Raw genomic sequence first — 17994 nt, forward strand, 5'->3', positions numbered from 1 at the left:
TATGTAATGTAATTTTGAGGATTAGTCTTGATATTATTGGGTCTTTTTGAACTACTTTACATAATCACCTACTTTCCACAATAACTTTTATGTAAAGCTTTGCATAAAACTTATTGCGGCTGAAATAAATCGAAACGTGTTTTATTTTTAAATTAATAACACGTTTCGATTGATTTATTTGTTGTAATAGTTTAGAGTAGTAGGTATATAACACAACTGAAGAGCCAGTGAGAGCCTGGCGAAACCGCAATCGGTCTTGTGAAGAGCCACTATCATTCCTTAATCTTATGGCAGAACGTTAAGTCGGGAATCTCAGTTTCGATCACTGATCACCCACCAGGGTGAAACCACATTAAAACCTCTTGTTTTAAACCTGTTTATCCATTCGCAATTGTTCATTTGCGAACGGCTGTTCTTTAAAAATTAGGCGAATCAACCAGACTTGTCGTAATCGAGTATGGATGACTCATTTTTTAATCATCTGGGAGAGACTTCCCTGATGGGGTGGTTTTCCCAATTTTGGAGAAAACCATGGAAAATGTGAGTTCTACTATCTCAAGAAAGGAAAATGTATTTTTTGATTTAGCTTGTTGTATTAATGAATTTCATACCTTGCGCGATGAGTTATCAGCACAAGATATAGAGGAAATTAAACGGCTAAGCAAAAAATTGCATTCTCTTTTAGAGGATCAACATCCTCGACTCAATTTCGTTTAACCCTAAGTAGGAGTGCTTATTTCTGCTTAGGGAGTAGCACTCCTTTTGCAAGGAGTCTTAAAATGGATACACCTCAGATTTATGTTGCATGTCTTGCTGCTTATAACAATGGCATACTACAAGGAAAATGGATTGATGCAACTCAGGATGTAAGCACCATTTATGATGAAATTCATGAAATGTTAGCTAAAAGCCCCATTGAGAATGCAGAGGAGTTTGCGATCCATGATTTTGAAGGATTTGGTGGTGCACAAATTGGCGAGTATGACAATATTAATGATGTTGCGGAACTTGCCTCCTTCATTATGAAGCATGGGGTATTAGGTGCTGAACTTTTTAGCTACTACTCGATTGATGATGCTGAAAGAATGTTAGAGGAAAATTATCATGGTGCTTATGATAGTGAAGTTGATTTCGCCCGTGCGCTTTTTGACGACTGCTACAGCAGTGCAATACCGGAGGATTTGCTGTTTTATTTTGATTACGAAGCTTTTGCACGTGATCTATTTATAAACGACTATTTTTCGGTAGAAGCAGATGGTCAAACGCATGTTTTTTCTTGTTACTAAGCCCCTTCTTTGGGGCTTTTATTGCGACCTTAAGTTTAATTTTTCCACCGTTGCTATAGCTTGCTCAAAACCAGGTTTTTCTGACTGATAAACCATTTGTTCCAGAAAAAATCGCCAATGCTCTTCCCACTTTTTATCTGAACAAAGGTAATGTAATGCTGATATTGATTTCTCATAAACACTATCAGAAGATTCACAGCCAAACATCTCCTGCTCTTTTTCTAACACCTTTTCCAGCACAAAGTAATAATTTTCTGTAAGACAATTTTGTTGTTGCAACTGATGAAGATCATACAAATGCCTGACTAAGTGCTTATCTGAGTCTCGCGCGGTTTCATTTGCATCTACGATTCGGCGTGATAATGCCACCCATTTTTCCGCTGCTGTCTCATCTAATGCGACGCAAGGAACTGGAAAATACTGGTGATCACACTCTGTATCACCCAAAGTCACTTTAACCATTGAGGAAATGTTACGAATTTCAGGCGCTAACTCCAACATACCAAGAAAGCAATCAATGGCAATATGGGGCTTCAAATATACAATACCTTGAGCACCATCAAATGAAGCGCGAATACTCATATATCGCCCTTCATAAAAGACCTTAATATCCTGCGGTTGAACATCAAAGCCGGCATTGATTAACGATTCAACCAATGCACGCCGAAATAATCGCAACTCTCGTCGCCTTGCATCTTTACCTAAATTGAGGCAAGCAGGCTTAGAAATTACTCGGAAATCGATATCCTCGGAGAGTCTGCTAATCACTCCATAACCTTTAGAAAGGCTAGTACCTCCTTGAAATACCAATTCAAAATAATCATTAGATATTCCAACCAATAAGCAAATTGCTTTTGTAACGAAATAATCTTTGCGAATAAAATCTGCGGGCAATCCTAAGATAATAGCAGTTTGACGAATTTGCTGTTCGTTTAATTCACCTAGCATTGATACCACCTTCAAAAATCAGTTTCCTACCCTCTGCATGAATAGAACCACGATATCGACTTTTTAATCGAACACTAAAAACTGCTGGCACCTGGGTAGTTTTCCCCTCATTATAATCGCGGATAGCACTTCCTAATTCCCATTTAATCCCTAATTTATCTAGCGCCGCTGTCGTGACTGTTTCAAAGGGCTCTGTTAGCACAGCTTGCATCTTTCTACCAGGGATACTCATAGGCTCGGCTTTAGCAAATAAACCGTGTGCAATTTTAATGATAATACCCTCGTCCATAAAAGTACGCAGCGCACGATTTAATCTTAATTGAACTTGATTAGAATGATCTTGTATTAAATCACCCCGCGAAAATACACGGCTGGTGATATGATCAATCTTTTTTCTTAATTCATCACGAAAATTATTGTTGTAATGGTTTTTCCGGTTCATAGCTGATTACCATAACGTCGTAAATAGTCATTTTTATTATAGCATAATATTACGTCACAAATAGTCATTTTAACAAATAATTGATAATTTACCTAACAAGAAGCCAAAATAGCCTCGCGTGAGATTTGCGTGTTTGAGTACGACGCAGTACGCCATAATACGCCATTTGTAGTGGTTGTTACGCAGCAATATTCATAATAAAATCAAGTAGTTAAAATAGAGATTGATGGCTCATAATCCGTTGGTCCTAGGTTCAAGTCCTAGTGGGCCCACCAATTAAAGCCAGTAAAATCAACAACTTGCAATCGATTATCCCAACCCCTCAAAAACCATTGTGGGGATTTTGTGGGGCACAGTAGACACAAACTCATAAACTAACTACCTTACGTCCGTGAGATGTATCTTTTTCTTTTCTATTATTTGGATTACGAAGTAACGTGAGAACCACCCCACTTTGTTGCTTTTCGCAAACCTTGTTTCCTGCTTCATATAGATTCTGCAATTCAGCTGATGAGTAATGCGTTGTAATACGACCTGAACGATGTCCAAGCAGATCTTGCCTGTCTTCAAAACTCACTCCAACAGATCTTAATCGTCTACCAAAGGTATGTTTCAGATCATGAACACGCACAAACTCCAAACCAGCTTTCTTACGAGCTTCTTTCCAACCTGTATTATTTATTCGGGTAATCGGATTGCCTTTAAAGGTAAACACAAACTGTTTATGTTTTCCTCTTTGGCTATCAACTACCGATTTTGCCGTTTGATTACAGACTACCAAGCGCTCTTCACCATTTTTAACCATTTCAGGGGGGATGATGAACACTAACAGATGCGGCAATTGTGGAAGCTTAATTTCCCAATCCCATTGCAAGTGACATACTTCACTTTCTCTACATCCAGTATTCACTGCAAATAGTGCCATTTGCTCTAAATGCGCAGGCAGCTCTGCAAAGAGTCTATGTTGCTCATCCCAACTTAGTGGATAAGGTTTGCGTAAATCATCTTCTGGCAGCAATTTAATTTTGGGGGCATTCAGCAACCAAGTCAGCCCAAACTCATCAATCCACTCGGTTGCAGCCAAATTACAAATTCGACGAACTATTTTTAGACCATGGTTAATCGTTCTTGTTTTAACTTGATCCTGACGTCGCCCGTCAATAAACGGTTGCAAAGTACCCATATGAATCGAATCTAAAGTCATTTTTCCGATATACTGAACCAGAACACGTAAACGCCCTGCATCAGAATCAAGACTTCTTTTATGTTGATTCTCATCCAAAAATTTAATGGCTGCTTCCATAAAGGTACGTTTGGGTCTTACCCCAAACACACTCGCTTGCCTTATTTCTTCTATACGTTTTGCAAAGTATTTTTCTGCTTCTTCGAGGTTGCCCGTACCAGTGCTTTCTCGAATTCTGCATCCAAAGACCGCTTTATCGATGTGCCAATAGTCACCTCTTTTGAAGAGACCCGGCGATTTTTTTCGTCCCATTGTTCCAAACTCCTATGCTTGGTTACCGCAGGACGACCACTACACTGTATATAATCGTCGACCCATGCGTCTAAATCAAGTCGATCAAATGCAATTCCCTGAATTCCCATCGGGATTTCTACCAAATTTGGTCTAACGTCTTTATTAAATCTGTGGCGATCCATACCTACATAGGTAGGAGCGTCTCTTAAGCGAATCAAACGAGGGATTAGATGAATATTGCTCATGACTTCTCAACTCCTGTAACTCTCAAATCACAACTACTCAATACGAGTAGTTATTAGAGCATAATGAGTAAATCACTGCAATTCTTTTTTTAGGCTATACCTATAAGAATTTTATTTGTACAATGGCTATCAAAGTTTAATAAAAGGTACATCAAATGAGTTTAATGGAAGAACTTGAAGCCGCTGTAGGAAATGAGTATTTGATAAGCCACATAAATTTATTGTTAAACACTAATCAAAATACACAGAGACAGGCTCATTCTAATAAAATAGTCTCAATACAAAGACAGTATCAGCCTGATAGCAATAAAATAGTTAATATAAAGCGAGTTAATGCATAAGCTTATAGTAGTAGGGTCGGGAATAAAGTCGATTTCCCATCTGACCGAAGAAACTAAACGGGTTATTCAAAGTGCCGATAAAGTACTCTACCTCATTAATGAAGATAACCTAAAACAATGGATTCAACGAGAAGCGAAAAATTCTGAATCGTTGGATTCTATCTACTTTAGCTGCGAAAAAAGGGCTGAAGCCTATCAGGCACTAACAACTCATATCATTGAAGAATATAAACAGGCTTCAATTTTATGCGTTGTTTTTTACGGCCACCCTACCGTTTTTGCAGATTCTGCACTTAATGCCGTGAGACAAATTAAACAGGATAATGGCGAAGCAATTATTTTACCTGCAATATCTTCCCAAGACTGCTTGTTTAGTGATCTAGAAATTGATCCAGGCGATCAGGGATGTTTTTCAATTGAAGCCACAGAATTGGTATTATTTGAACGGTGTCTTGATATTCATGCGCATTTAATACTTTGGCAGGTAGCAAATTTTGGTAGAACGGATGGGAAAAAAACTAACAGCCTATCAATTTTAAAAGACTACCTAATAGGATACTATCCAGCAGATTACTCTATTTGTCTTTATGAGGCGCCTTCCCTTCCTACTTGCCCTCCCCGAATAGAATGGATACAACTTAGTAATCTCGAGCTAGCAGCTATTTCTTCAATAACAACAGTATATATTCCACCCATCGAAAAAAAGGCCATTAGCAACAAATACCTGAAATTACTCAATCTGAAAATTGATGATTTAATACTGAGTTGATAAATACTCTGATCGTTTTAATCTATACAATACATGCCCCATTAAAGGGCTACCTGACCGTACTTTAGGGTTATCAAAATTATCTTCTGAATTGGTATGTAATCCGATCTTTTGCATTACTCGAATAGACGGTTTATTTAATGCCGATGTAAACGAGACTACTTCATCCAAATCTAATTTCCTAAAAGCATAATCAAGGACTGCTTTGGCGGCCTCTGTTGCATAGCCTTGGTTCCAGTGTTTTGAAGATAAACGCCAACCAATTTCAATCGCTGGAGTGAAATGAGCTTGAAATGTTGCAGTAAATAAACCGACAAAACCTATCATCTCACCGGTATTTTTAATTTCAGCAGCATATAGGGAGAAATTTTTTTCTTCTTGATGTGCAATTATTCTATCTATGAATGCAATGATTTCTTCTCGAGTAGGTATGGCAGGAAAAAACTGCATTACTTTTTCGTCCTGGCTAATGGCAATTAAGGATTCCACATCATTTTCTTGAAAAGTCCGCAGAAATAATCGTTCTGTTTCTAATATTCTCATATATATAACCTTATTGTTTGCTTAACCTAACGCAACCTCTAAATAATTTCGCATCGCTGGCAAATGGTGTTTTATCGCTACAATAGGAAAAAGCAAATCTGTTATCACTTTCTTCTAATTCTTCAGAACTATTAATGCTCTTATTACTAGAAGATTTATAATGGTAAAAAGAAAATTCCGTTTGTTTGCTTACGTGATAAAGTAGACTTCCAAAAGCAGAACTATTATCCGCAGTAAACTCCGACTGATAAGCTAACAACACATTTTTTAACATTTCCAATTCACTGTAAGCACTATTACTTTGATTGGTTTTAAAAGTATTAATCTTGGCAAAAGGACACTGCAAGGGATAGTAAACACTATCAGACTGGCCATTCAAAGCCGAAGGTACCATTACTGTTGCTGTGTATTCTAAGTCATAACATTCATTATAAATTTTCTGAATTGTTTTAACTGGAAAGTATTGCTCATCAATTGCTGGCTTAACACCAATACCTGATCCCATACAAATATTAAAAATGTATTTTGCTGTATCCATGATGAATGGCGTAGGTCTGAAACGATTAATACTTTTGGCACTGAGAAATAAATCGTTACAAGAAGCATCATAGGTATTTTGCGTTAGTTTTTTTCTTAATGACTCTGAGAAATATAACTTCAGCTTAAGCCATTTATCATTATGTTTAACTTCATTGATAAACCGCTCGGAAAAATAAAGAATCTCGCTATACCAGTTATCAATAGTATTTTTATCCTTCAATATCTCTTTAAATACTAGATAATGTTCATAAGGCGATTTAGGTGCCGGAGCAGCGACATTAAAATATTTCTGAATTCTTGCATGCTTCCTTTTACAACCGATATTTGGCAATAAAAAAGATGAAAGTGCGCCAGAAGAAACAGACAGCACATTATTATCTACAGTCTGATCCTCATCAAAAATAACCTGCATATTAAAAATTGCACCAGGTCCCTGAACACAGTCTGGAAAGATGCGTTCATCTTCACCAAAATAATGCCACTCGCAAAATTTATCCAATATTAAGCCTAGGGGTAGACTATTTTTACCATACCCAAGATGATTGAATAACTCATTATCAGTGTGCTTGCTGTCAATCTTTTCCATTTGACCACTGCTTGTCGGCAGATAGGCATGATTTTTAATGCCAAAATGTTCACCAAATTTATATCGAGCTATAAAGAAAGGGATTGTATTGCCTGGTTTAATTTCTTCAATGACATGATATATAGATGCGTTAACTTGCTTTACTTGATGCTTGATTTCATCCCATGAAACTCTACTAATTTTGTTCATTCCTAAACACCCATACAACAATTGAATATCAATTATCATCCCTTGAAAATTAGGATAATTGTAGAAAGGGATTAAGTTTATCCATTTTTAATGTTAGAGTCACCTTCCAAAATAGTTTTAGGGAAAAAATATGTTGTCACCAGAAAAAATGCCAAAAGGAATCATGCCCCTGTATTTAATACAGGCATTTTCAACCTTCTCTTATGCAATTCTGTATTCCTCATTATCTCTGTTTCTCACTAAACAATTAGGGCTGTCTAACGCTCTTTCAAATAGCATTGTTGGTTTATTTCTCGCATTTAACTATGTTCTGCATTTACTCGGCGGAGTGGTTGGTGGACGATATCTGAGTAACCGAGCCTTATTTTTGATTACCACTGCCATACAAACGATTGGTATTTTACTTTTGGCACTTTCAGTTAAGTCGTTACTCTATCTTGGACTGAGTTTATTTCTGGTAGGATGTGGCTTAAACACTACCGCTTACAACAGCATACTGACACAACGCTTTGCGCCGGATGATAACCGAAGAGATAAAGCCTTTTTCTTGAGTTATTCCTATATGAATGTAGGCTTCTGCGCTGGCTATATCATAAGCGGCTTTTTTGATTACTCCAATCAATATCAAACACTACTCTATGCCAGCATAATTCCAAATGTAATCACACTTTTGCTTATGTGGGGTTATTGGTCGAACTTGAATGATCGCGATACTCCTTTAATTAAAGTTACAAATAAAGCTTCCCTGAATTTAAAAAAATCTTTTGGCTGGGGAATTATATTAGCTCTTATCCCATTCACCTTGCTTTGTTTTCATAAAGCCCAGTTCAGCAATGGAGTTGTAGTAGGACTCAGCGTTATGATGTTTTTTGTAATTTTATACCTTGGCTACCAGCAGAAATCGACTTTAGATAAGCAAAAAATTATGACTTTTCTAGTCCTGACAGTAACATCAATCCTGTTTTGGATGATCTACTTCACAGGCCCAATGGGTGTAACACTATTCATTAAAAATAATGTCGATAAACATCTGTTCCATTATGAAATGGCAACTCAATGGCTTGTGAATATCAATGCACTTGTGATCATTATTGGCGCTCCATTGTTATCCACTGTACTCACACGACTGCAAGCAAAAGGATACAATGTATCAATAACCAAACAATTTACATGGGCATTTCTGATATTAGCAGGCTCATTCTTCTGTATTGCCAGCGGTATCCTCTTTGCCAATAAACATGGATATGTGAGTGTTTATTGGGTAATGCTCCATTTTACCACCCAAGCAATTGCAGAGTTATTAATAGGACCCGTCGGATATGCCATGATTGGTAAAATTTCCCCACCCCAATTACAAGGAGTGCTGATGGGCACCTGGATGATGGTATCAGGGGTATCAGCATCGTTATCTCATTACTTTTCCAATGCTATGACTCAAGGTGAGTCTACGAATCCATTGCTATCCAATGGCGATTACCTGCATGTATTTAACCAGCTGGGTATGTGGGCATTATTAGGTGCTATTTTTCTTTACTTGATCGCGAAAAGAATCAGACCAGTTATTGAGCAAACAAAAGATTCAGAGCCATCGGAGGTTCTAACAACCGCTTAAGGAGAGGCAAAAAGGTAATAAATTAATCCAAGTTGCATTTTACCTGTGATCTTCTCCATGTAAAAAAACTAATTTTATCGATATTACGGCTATGGTTTACTGTTTTTCAACTGGACTATGCCGTAATAAAATGAAAGTGAGGATGTTACATGGAATGTTTTATCGAGGTTAAAGAACCTGTTATTAATCTTAAATTTCAATTAAAAAAAGATACTCAGAAATATTTAATTGATTATATTCTGTCTTACAGTGAATTGGACTGTAAAGAGCTGGCTCAGATACTTGAAGCCAGTCCCCTAATGCTCAGCCAGGTATTGGCTGGAAAGGATTTTTTAGGACCTACAAAAGCATACAACCTATTCCATTATTTCACTATGCTAATTAGTCATTAGCGTACTTAATTTCAGTCATGCCGGATCTGTTCTATAATTTTTGATACTTCAAAGCTGAAAGATCGACTCATATTAGAATACCCTCAAAAATTTCTTGTATGATTGTGTTCCAATCGTACAAGAGATTAATTTCCTTTTTAATAATTCGTGCCCCGAGGTAACCAAAGGAAAGTACTCGTTTATCTTTATAAGAGTTAGCCTGGAAATCATAATGAAGCTTCGCTTTTTCAGCCAGGCACCCAACAACCCAAGCGACCAATGCAGCAAGTGCGGCAATAAATAACCAAACGATGTAGCGTTCGGCTTTTTGAGTTTTATTATCGTTTAAATTAAATCCATAAATACGACTTTTAGTATCTCTCAGAGACTCTTCAATAGTCATTCTCGATTTATATTTTCTAATAATCACATCGGCACGTTGTATCAATGAAGAGACAATGACAAAGGGTTCACGATACCCTCTTGCATGGGTTAAAGAATCTTTATCCTTGGCATAAGTGCCATTACGATTAAGCTTTTTTCTTCCTTTAAGTTTATGAGTATAAAGCTAAGCATTTGTATTTAATGCATTAGCTTTCGTTAAGATAAATTTGCCCAAATGACGTGCTTTATTAGAGGCCTGGGCATGCAAACTAGCTACTGGTTTAAATCCTTTGCCTCGTCAAAATGAACATCTCCACGCACACGCCCAATATAATCCCATCCTAACTTCAACACCGCTTTAAACCATGGATTTTTGAAGTCTGCATCGGTAATAATACAAGGCCTGCAATCCTCATGTTGTAACTCACTCAAGTTCTTTAAAAATTGTTTATGAACACCGCTGTTATTGAGCTTTGAACGGGGGTGAATTTCTTCATATAGTGTCATGCTGCGCCCTTCCGCTGCATAAGAAGCTCTCAATACTTGATACTCCTCCTGTTTTGTACTGCGTTTGCTGTTAGGTATTGCAGACCAATCTAAAATTAGGTCTGGCGCTTTATTCTTGCCTACAACTTTATTGATAATACATAAGTAAATTTGTGATGAATGTTTCTGATAAAATCGATTAGACAACGCTCTACAGACTATCCGTATCCCTGTGCGTTCTTTTTTGCCCTTCAAATTGCGACCAAGTTCACTTAATTTTAAGGTCTTTTGACAGATTACCACCTTAACTAATGTACATAGTGATTCTATTCTCCTTTTATGGATTGTACCGTTGAGTAATTCAGGTAAAATGCTTTCGACATGCATCGTTGCTCTCATCTTATTTTGTTGTAGAACTCAATTAGATCATAGCGTGACGTGCATTTCTTCTTCTTTTTTCAAAAAAATATGAGTCGATTCTTCAGCCCAGTAGGTCCAGTGATGAGTAGGTTTTGGTAGTGGCGCGAATAAAGTCACAACTTGTAAGTACAGCGATTTTGCTTTTTTCTAGTCCCATTGGGTGCTGATAGTCAATATCCTCAACACAGGCCATGTGGAGCAGACGTGCTTTGCATAATAAATCGCTAATACGCCGATTCCCCCTATCCATGATTTCGCGGTCAATGAGGCGTTGTTGCAGAATTATCAATCTGTCGATTAAATTTAAGGGAAATATAAAAAATATGGCGTTACGAACCTAAACGGTATAACTTCGGTTTCGCAAAAAACAAGGAGTTTACCAATGACAAAAAATGTCTATAGAGTTCGTAACTGGCCGGAGTATAACAAAGGATTAGTATCCCGGGGAAGTCTTCATGTATGGTTTAATAAAAATTATATCAAAAGCGCAGAGGGATCGCATGGCAACGAATCTTATTCAGATGCATTGGTACTTTGTGCTTTAACGATTAGACAGCTATTTAATTTGACCTACCGAGCGACTGAAGGGTTTTTACGCTCATTAATCGAACTGCACCAGTTGAGAATACCGACTCCAGACTAGTACTCTATGTCGAAGGGCAAAGAGCTTAAAAGTAGATTTGAGGGCAAACTTCTCGAACAAACCAAGACATATTTTGGTTGATTCTACAGGGGTTCAGGTACTAGGGGAAGGCGAGTAGAAACAATTAAAACATGGAGTAAGCCGTTGCCAGGTATGGAAAAAATTACACATAGCACTTGATGCAGATTCTTTAGATATTGTAGCAATGATTGTAACTGATAGTGTGCGGCTCGATGGAAATTATTTACCAGGGCTTATCGAACAAATCGATGACCCAATAGAACAAATTACTGGCGATGGCGCATATGATAAACAAAACTGTTATGAAGTAGAGCAAAGCGTGGAGCCAAACCGGTCTTTCCTCCTCAACATAATGCTGCAGTCCAACGAAATAAAATAAAAAAGATAGCTCTTATTCCTCGCGATGAATTGATTATCCGACTTAGTTCAGCACTAGACAAAGAAGAAGAGCTTCGTGTTTAGAAACAAGAAAATAACTATCATCAGCGCTCGTTGGTAGAAACGAACATGTCACGATTGAATTGTATTTTTGGTGACCAAATGAGTGCTCGTACGCCTGAAAACCAATTTACAGACCTCGCTATTCGATGTCGAATTATAAATAAGATGAATAAACTAGGACTACCTAAAAGTGTGGCTGTTTTTTAGTCAGACCCCGACGGGGGCTGGCGAAGCGCTTAGGATATGCAACAACGCCGGTCAATGAGCGGACTAAATCGTTCCTCAAAGCTTACAGGAAATTATGCCATCACCATCTTATTGCTACACGTGCAATATTTTACTTCCGCTTGATGCTCGGTGACCTCAATCTTTGGTGGTGGAATGTCAAAGACTTATCGTTTAACAACGCCGTTTAATGGCTCGGGTGAAAGTGTATTATTGCAGTCAGGACAATGTATTAATACGTGTCGTGTAATAATATCCGGGTGAAGTGTTTGTTTAAGCGTTTCACCCTTATGCCCTAATTGCCCACCACTTTTATTTTTGCTATTTTCACGTAACGAGCTGGTGCGCGGTGGTTTAGCTAGACCATCACTGGATGGTGGCTTTGAACTATTGCCACTATTTTTCTTTGTTCGCTTCTCTAACTCTGCAATTCTTGTTTGCAAACGCGCAATCGTCTCAGCTTGTTCTTCAATCTTTAAAGCTTGTGCTTGAATGAGCTCAGATTGCTTCACAATCAACTCTTCTAATGCCGTGATTTTTTGTAGCAGAGAATCTGCCAGAGTAATAGCGTTCATGCCAAAATTTGAACATATCTGTATAATTTTTCAAGTGTTTTTTTAAATTAAATTAGGGGGTACCAGGGGAGTTACCTCTTTTTCTTCTGGTTTATTATTGTTCATTATTCATCTCTGGTTAAGATTTTACTCTCTTAACAAGGTGTCCATCAATTCAAGGCAAGATCATTGCCAAAAAGTACTGGAAAATGAAACCAGCCCATGCATAATTGGGCGCTTATTGTTTTATTGCCCTATGCAAAAAATATGCACAATTATAATTTAGAGTATCGATTATTAAACGATGACTCATCAAAAACATCCTCAATGTATGAGGAATAACGAGAGGTACGCGTTGACTCAGTAGGTTTCGGGTGGACTTGTTTACTTAAATCAAAGCCATTGTCAGTTAGCAGATGAAGCAAACTTTCATAACTATTCTCTGGAAGTGCATTTTTGAAAACAGCCTGTGCTTTTTTAACAAATTCCTCTGCTTCTTCATTCGTTGAAGGAGCCAATTGCCATTCATTGTCCTTAAATCCAACTCTTAAGTGATAATAACCTTTCTTTTCTTGATTAAAATAGGAGATAGTCAAAAGCCCATCAACAGAACTTTCTCTTAGTAACCACTTTCCTTTACTAGGTTTTTGCCGCGCTCCTGCAACATCAAGCTTCAGGCACGCCTTCTTTGCATCCATTTCATTTGAAAATATAACTGAAGAACTTTCATTTTTTGATTGCATAATCTAATACTCGTGGTTTGACTAAATAATCAACAACCTAATTTATTCAAAAATACAGCCTTTTTAGTACAAATACTTCTTGAGATGCTCTAGCATCAAGATGAAACAGTATACAAAAACGCTGTAGTTCCCATAACTTATCCTAACTGGCTGGTTCATAAATTAACTAAATTTTACTTCAAACTTAAAGAAAAGTAGCTTTTTATTCTCCTTTACTGCAGACGAACTCGAGTTTTATTTAGAAGAGGCTTAACTTTGCTTAGAACTTGTGACATCCCCTTTTAAAACCCATTCAGTAACTCATGTCAGATCCGTATTTATACAATATGTTTATATATTGTCATTATAGTGCAGTACACCATGATTGGTCAAATATCGATCAGATGGCTTGGTTTTTATAAATTGTTTTAGATATACGTTATAATTTTTTGACCTCATGGAGGATACTGCTCTTCTCCAAACATCAAAAACCTTACCTTATTAGGTTGTGGATCGGCAAAAGGAAAAAATGAGAGTAGTTATACATGCTATTGGGTGGTTGCTTATTAAATAATTTATGTTGAACAGCATCTGGGCATCAAATGCCGAAGCGTTTACGTGTTCAAGCCAAAAAAATTAATCTATCTATTTGTTAAATAAGAAAAATTTGTGATAGATTAAAAATCCTAATTATAGCTGGGAGTAAAAAATGAAATACCTATTACTTGGTTTGGGAGCGCTGACGACTATTTCGATGACGACAGCTTATTCCTCTCCGACCTCGACAATTATCCAGCCTGTAGCCTGCATTAACTCTCACTTTACTTCCACTGGCAATGAACATTGGAAGTCCATCAATTTAAAATTAACCAACAATTGTAGCCAAGCAGTTGATTTTCAGAGTTCGACCTTGACTTTTCAGACAACAATAGCCCTCAATACATCGTTTTGGGGGGATTTCTGGCCTTTGTCTTATCCCGACAATACCTTAAACATCAGTTCTCAGCCGCAAGCCGATGGAAACTATTTGGCCACATTGACCTTGCATTTCCCTAGTTTTCCAGGTGCCAACAGCAAATTACCTGTCGGAAGTTCAATTACTCTTAAATACGGTCATTTTACTGATAGCTATATTGAAAATACGGTCAATGTTTATTTAAGTACTACTGTTAATAATGGAAGCATCCAGCTAAGCAATAGTTCAGTAAAACCTACGAACGTGCTTCAAAATCATGCAGTGGTTCATGTCACTTTAAATGGACAACCTATCAGTAATGTTCAATTGCCCTGGAGTGGCTCACAAATAATAACCGGTCTTGCTGCGGGAACTTATGGGCTTGCTGCCGAAACAGTCACAAGCACTGATGGTGATACTTATCAAGGTACTGTGGTTCCTAATACCGTCAACGTCACAGCTAATCAGACGGCCAATACGGCTATCAGTTATGCTTTAGCACCACAAGTTGGAAAAATCAACATCAACCTGCAAGCACTGCCTAATGAATTGATTGGTTATCCGGATAATCCTTCGGTATTGCTTACTCGTATCCAAACTGGAAGTTCACAATCACAAACTTTAATCTGGGGTAATGTGACCAACGTGACTCAATTGAAGGAAGGTGCGTCTTATCAGTTTTCAGCAGCACCTATTAATTTCAATAACTACCATTGCGAGCCTGTTTTTACACCATCTAAGGTAGTTGCCAATCAAACAATTATACCAACCACTAATCTCACTTACCAATGCGTACAGGTGGCTCAGGATTCGATTACTCTGAATATACAGGGAGCACCTTCTTCATTGGCAACACTCAATATTACTTTCACGCCCAATGATAACACGGCCCCTATTGTACAAACTGTGGATTTAATGAATGGAACTGGTTCTGCAGTTGTTCCTCTCACTGATGGCGTGATTTACCAAGTTTCAGGCCAAACAGTACCAGGTTATACTCTAAGTTTTTCGCCCCAACCTTTGACGGCAACAGCTAATGCCACAGAAACAGTCACTTTAACAGCTAATCAGGTCAGTAACGGTCGCATTATTGGATACCTGCCTGGCTGGAAAACACCACCGACAGCGCAAGCATTGGCAGATGCAGGTTATACCCATATGATGGTCGCTTTTGGCGTATTTAGTACTGTTAATCCAGGGCAGATTATACCGGCGTTTGATAGTATAACTAAATCTTATATTCAGTCCTTGCATCAGAAAGGCATTAAGGTCATTCTGTCATTAGGTGGTGCATTGACTAGCTTGCCAAATACCACGGTTGATTTTCATCAGGCGTTAGCAGCTGCCGCATCTCCCGATGCCTTTAAGAAAACCTTTATGACGTCCTTGAATGGTTTAATTAATGAATACGGTTTTGACGGGTATGATATTGATATTGAATATGGTTTAAATGGCAGCGGTACCTTTGCCAACCCACAAGGTGACATAGCGGTTTTAGCCAGCATTATTAATATTATGTACAACCAGAATCCTAATTTACTGATTACTATGGCACCGCAAACAGCGAATGTTGCAGCGACCAGTGGTTTTGATGGGGTCTGGGGTAACTATGCTTCCTTAATTATGCAGACGCATGATGCCCTGGCTTGGGTTGGTATTCAGCTTTACAATACTGGCTGTATGTTTGGCATTAACATGATATGTTATGGTCCAACACCAACCAGCAATCCTGATTTTAGTGTTGCTATGGCTACTAATCTGCTGGAAAACTGGCCAGCTCAATTACCCAATGGCAGCACAACCGGTTTTCAACCATATGTAAGCTACTTAAACCCCTCTCAAATTGTCATTGGATATCTTGCGGCGAATGCCAATGGCAGCGGCGACGGTTCACCAGTGATTCCAACAAATACCATTAAACGTTCTATCCATTGTCTTAAAACGGGAGCGGTGAGTAGTACTGGTTGCGCTTCGTATGTTCCTCCTCGCGCTTATGGAAATATTGGTGGTGTATTTAACTGGGAGGTTACTTTTGATCAGAGTAACAATTTTAAGTTTGCTACTGACCTCCGAAATTGTGTTATCAACGGTGTGTGTAACTGATGTATATGGGCGCCTACTCCAAGGCGTATTGCGTTTAATTTAATGTCATAACAGGATGAATAATGAAAAAATTAATCGGAGGTATTGGGTTTGCAATGGCTAGTTTCTCGTTGTTTGCTCATGGATCTCTGGAAGTTCCTATTTCCAGAACCTACCAATGCTACAAAGAAGGGCCGGAAAACCCAAAATCGGCAGCATGTAAGGCCGCGGTGCAAGTAGGTGGCACACAACCTTTATACAACTGGCATGAAGTAAATCAAGCTGCAGCTAACGACCAACATCGCGCATTAATAGCTGATGGTCAGTTGTGTGCTGGCGGCAGAGATTTTTTTAAAGGGTTTAACTTAGCCCGCGCAGATTGGACATCTACCGTTGTGCATTCTGATGCAAATGGTCATTTCCAATTTATTTTTTTTGCTAGCGCTCCCCATAAAACCAAATACTTCAAATTTTATGTCACCAAAGACAGCTATGATTTCAATACACCTTTAAAATGGTCCGATCTAGAGGCAAATCCGTTTTGTACCATTACCAGCGTTACCTTAGCTAATGGACGTTATCAGATGGATTGCCCAATGCCGACGAATGCGACAGGAAAACGTATTTTTTACATGATCTGGCAGCGTGAAGACAGTCCAGAAGCCTTCTACGGATGCAGCGATGTATTTATTGACGGCGTGGTGCAATCATCAAGTTGGCATGAACTGCAAGATCTTTATGGTACTGGTGATATCGCTGCGAATACTAAAGTTACTTTACGGGTTTTCAAACATGAAGTTGAAGTCGAAAGTAATAGCATTACGGTCGATGAAAGCAACCGTAAAGCTGACCAATGGCCTCTGGCATTGGGAGCCAGTATTAATAGCTCGTCAGTACTGGTGCGTATTGGTCAACTTGACTCACAAAGCGGGCAAGTGGTTCTGGCAGCCAATCAGGCGAATAAAATCTATCTTAGCGATGCGGATACCAGCAACTACCATGTGATGATTGATTTCACCGAGCCTTCCAATAGTACAGATTTGGTTTATCCTGACGGGATAAATAGCTATGTCGCTGGTACGATTGTCATTGGTCGCCTCGATCACAAGCGTTATCAGTGCAAACCCTGGCCTTATTCTGGTTGGTGCACGCAATCTCCGGCCTACTATGAGCCCGGCGTAGGTCTCGCCTGGTCAGAAGCCTGGACTCTATTGGGTTAAATTTTGAAATCCCCGCTAAGCGGGGATTTTTTTGTAATGCACAAAGGTACCTCGCAAACATTTAACTCTGAACTAAAATTAAATTTATCTGCTGAAAAATACCCCTTTTACCCTAGGAGTGCTTTTAGTTCGAATGATTGTTTCAGAAAATTTTTACTTTAAAGTAATGTCCTATCAGATCTGATTTTTCATCTGGGTGTTATATGCTTAAATAACTGTTAGCAGCAAATCACTTGAAATATCGCCCAGGAAATGATAAAATTTTAAACAATTAAAAATGCTACTAGTAAGTTTAGGGGCTTTTTCGCTGGGCTAGACCCATTATTACACTTCATCGTTAAACTGGCGATGATTTAAAATTATTAACGCTACTGGGTAACATCATGGTTATTGAACATAAAGAGAAACTTAGGCTCTTTCCCAATTACGGGGGCACTCACATTTAACAGCACAGCACCCTAACACGAGTTCTGTAATTTTCAAAGTTACGAA

General features: G+C 38.3%; 18 protein-coding genes and 2 pseudogenes. 10 read left to right on the forward strand and 10 right to left on the reverse strand.

Annotated elements, in window-relative coordinates:
- Positions 1-531: 531 nt before the first annotated feature.
- Together Lani_RS03565 and Lani_RS03570 are read left to right on the forward strand one after the other, a co-directional pair.
- Complete coding sequence (locus Lani_RS03565) at positions 532-717, forward strand: hypothetical protein (RefSeq protein WP_019234432.1); 186 nt, start codon at positions 532-534, stop codon at positions 715-717.
- Positions 718-779: 62 nt separating this feature from the next.
- The gene (locus Lani_RS03570; protein WP_019234433.1) at positions 780-1286 is read left to right on the forward strand and encodes an antirestriction protein ArdA; all 507 of its coding nucleotides are present in this window, start codon (positions 780-782) and stop codon (positions 1284-1286) included.
- An 18-nt stretch (positions 1287-1304) separates the two neighbouring features.
- Here the strand turns inward: Lani_RS03570 and Lani_RS03575 are convergent, their stop codons facing one another.
- The 3 genes from Lani_RS03575 to Lani_RS03585 all read right to left on the reverse strand — a co-directional run bounded on the left by Lani_RS03575 (position 1305) and on the right by Lani_RS03585 (position 4171).
- Entirely contained in the window at positions 1305-2234 is a 930-nt protein-coding gene (locus tag Lani_RS03575) for a nucleotidyl transferase AbiEii/AbiGii toxin family protein (protein ID WP_019234434.1), read from the reverse strand.
- Complete coding sequence (locus tag Lani_RS03580) at positions 2224-2676, reverse strand: hypothetical protein (RefSeq protein ID WP_019234435.1); 453 nt, start codon at positions 2674-2676, stop codon at positions 2224-2226. The genes Lani_RS03575 and Lani_RS03580 overlap by 11 nt, the downstream gene beginning before the upstream one ends.
- 367 nt (positions 2677-3043) lie before the next feature.
- On the reverse strand, positions 3044-4171 hold the full coding sequence (locus tag Lani_RS03585) for a tyrosine-type recombinase/integrase (RefSeq protein ID WP_081595189.1): 1128 nt from the start codon (positions 4169-4171) through the stop codon (positions 3044-3046).
- 382 nt (positions 4172-4553) lie between these two features.
- Between Lani_RS03585 and Lani_RS03595 the strand changes: the two genes are divergently transcribed.
- On the forward strand, positions 4554-4739 hold the full coding sequence (locus tag Lani_RS03595) for a hypothetical protein (protein WP_040522944.1): 186 nt from the start codon (positions 4554-4556) through the stop codon (positions 4737-4739).
- Positions 4732-5508: an SAM-dependent methyltransferase gene (locus tag Lani_RS03600; RefSeq protein WP_019234439.1), complete on the forward strand. Its 777-nt coding sequence runs from the start codon at positions 4732-4734 to the stop codon at positions 5506-5508. The genes Lani_RS03595 and Lani_RS03600 overlap by 8 nt, the downstream gene beginning before the upstream one ends.
- Here the strand turns inward: Lani_RS03600 and Lani_RS03605 are convergent.
- Together Lani_RS03605 and Lani_RS03610 are read right to left on the reverse strand one after the other, a co-directional pair.
- Positions 5494-6051, reverse strand: a complete 558-nt coding sequence (locus tag Lani_RS03605) for a GNAT family N-acetyltransferase (RefSeq protein ID WP_019234440.1) — start codon at positions 6049-6051, stop codon at positions 5494-5496. The two genes, Lani_RS03600 and Lani_RS03605, sit on opposite strands and share 15 nt — an antisense overlap.
- Before the next feature lie 10 nt (positions 6052-6061).
- A complete protein-coding gene (locus Lani_RS03610) occupies positions 6062-7366 on the reverse strand; it encodes a hypothetical protein (RefSeq protein ID WP_019234441.1) in 1305 nt (434 codons plus the stop codon).
- 130 nt (positions 7367-7496) lie between these two features.
- On the opposite strand from Lani_RS03610, the gene Lani_RS03615 reads away from it, so the two are divergent.
- Together Lani_RS03615 and Lani_RS03620 are read left to right on the forward strand one after the other, a co-directional pair.
- The gene (locus tag Lani_RS03615) at positions 7497-8978 is read left to right on the forward strand and encodes a peptide MFS transporter (RefSeq protein ID WP_019234442.1); all 1482 of its coding nucleotides are present in this window, start codon (positions 7497-7499) and stop codon (positions 8976-8978) included.
- A 149-nt stretch (positions 8979-9127) separates the two neighbouring features.
- Positions 9128-9370 (forward strand): hypothetical protein, encoded by a 243-nt coding sequence (locus Lani_RS03620; protein WP_019234443.1) that lies wholly within the window; start codon positions 9128-9130, stop codon positions 9368-9370.
- Between the two features lie 67 nt (positions 9371-9437).
- Here Lani_RS03620 and Lani_RS03625 read toward each other — a convergent pair whose 3' ends face one another.
- The 3 genes from Lani_RS03625 to Lani_RS21130 all read right to left on the reverse strand — a co-directional run bounded on the left by Lani_RS03625 (position 9438) and on the right by Lani_RS21130 (position 10928).
- Positions 9438-9752 carry a hypothetical protein gene (locus tag Lani_RS03625; RefSeq protein ID WP_083028159.1) on the reverse strand — a complete coding sequence of 105 codons (315 nt, stop codon included), beginning with the start codon at positions 9750-9752 and terminating at the stop codon, positions 9438-9440.
- A 254-nt stretch (positions 9753-10006) separates the two neighbouring features.
- Complete coding sequence (locus Lani_RS03630) at positions 10007-10606, reverse strand: hypothetical protein (protein ID WP_019234445.1); 600 nt, start codon at positions 10604-10606, stop codon at positions 10007-10009.
- A gap of 94 nt (positions 10607-10700) precedes the next feature.
- Positions 10701-10928, reverse strand: coding sequence for an ATP-binding protein (locus tag Lani_RS21130; protein ID WP_223499365.1), 228 nt, complete (start codon positions 10926-10928; stop codon positions 10701-10703).
- Between the two features lie 93 nt (positions 10929-11021).
- Here Lani_RS21130 and Lani_RS19650 point away from each other — a divergent pair.
- Both Lani_RS19650 and Lani_RS21135 read left to right on the forward strand, forming a co-directional pair.
- Positions 11022-11400 (forward strand): annotated as a pseudogene (locus tag Lani_RS19650) (transposase).
- Positions 11401-11448: 48 nt separating this feature from the next.
- A pseudogene (locus Lani_RS21135) lies at positions 11449-11682 on the forward strand (hypothetical protein); the annotation flags it as partial.
- A 454-nt stretch (positions 11683-12136) separates the two neighbouring features.
- Here the strand turns inward: Lani_RS21135 and Lani_RS03645 are convergent.
- Positions 12137-12544 carry a DUF6444 domain-containing protein gene (locus Lani_RS03645; RefSeq protein WP_019234448.1) on the reverse strand — a complete coding sequence of 136 codons (408 nt, stop codon included), beginning with the start codon at positions 12542-12544 and terminating at the stop codon, positions 12137-12139.
- Between the two features lie 254 nt (positions 12545-12798).
- The gene (locus Lani_RS03650; RefSeq protein WP_019234449.1) at positions 12799-13266 is read right to left on the reverse strand and encodes a hypothetical protein; all 468 of its coding nucleotides are present in this window, start codon (positions 13264-13266) and stop codon (positions 12799-12801) included.
- A gap of 688 nt (positions 13267-13954) precedes the next feature.
- Between Lani_RS03650 and Lani_RS03655 the strand changes: the two genes are divergently transcribed.
- The gene (locus Lani_RS03655) at positions 13955-16303 is read left to right on the forward strand and encodes a glycosyl hydrolase family 18 protein (RefSeq protein WP_019234450.1); all 2349 of its coding nucleotides are present in this window, start codon (positions 13955-13957) and stop codon (positions 16301-16303) included.
- A 62-nt stretch (positions 16304-16365) separates the two neighbouring features.
- Positions 16366-17502, forward strand: a complete 1137-nt coding sequence (locus tag Lani_RS03660; protein ID WP_019234451.1) for a lytic polysaccharide monooxygenase — start codon at positions 16366-16368, stop codon at positions 17500-17502.
- Positions 17503-17994 lie beyond the last annotated feature (492 nt).

Origin of the sequence: Legionella anisa, assembly GCF_001467525.1 — a bacterium.
GTDB classification, from domain to species: Bacteria; Pseudomonadota; Gammaproteobacteria; order Legionellales; family Legionellaceae; genus Legionella; species Legionella anisa.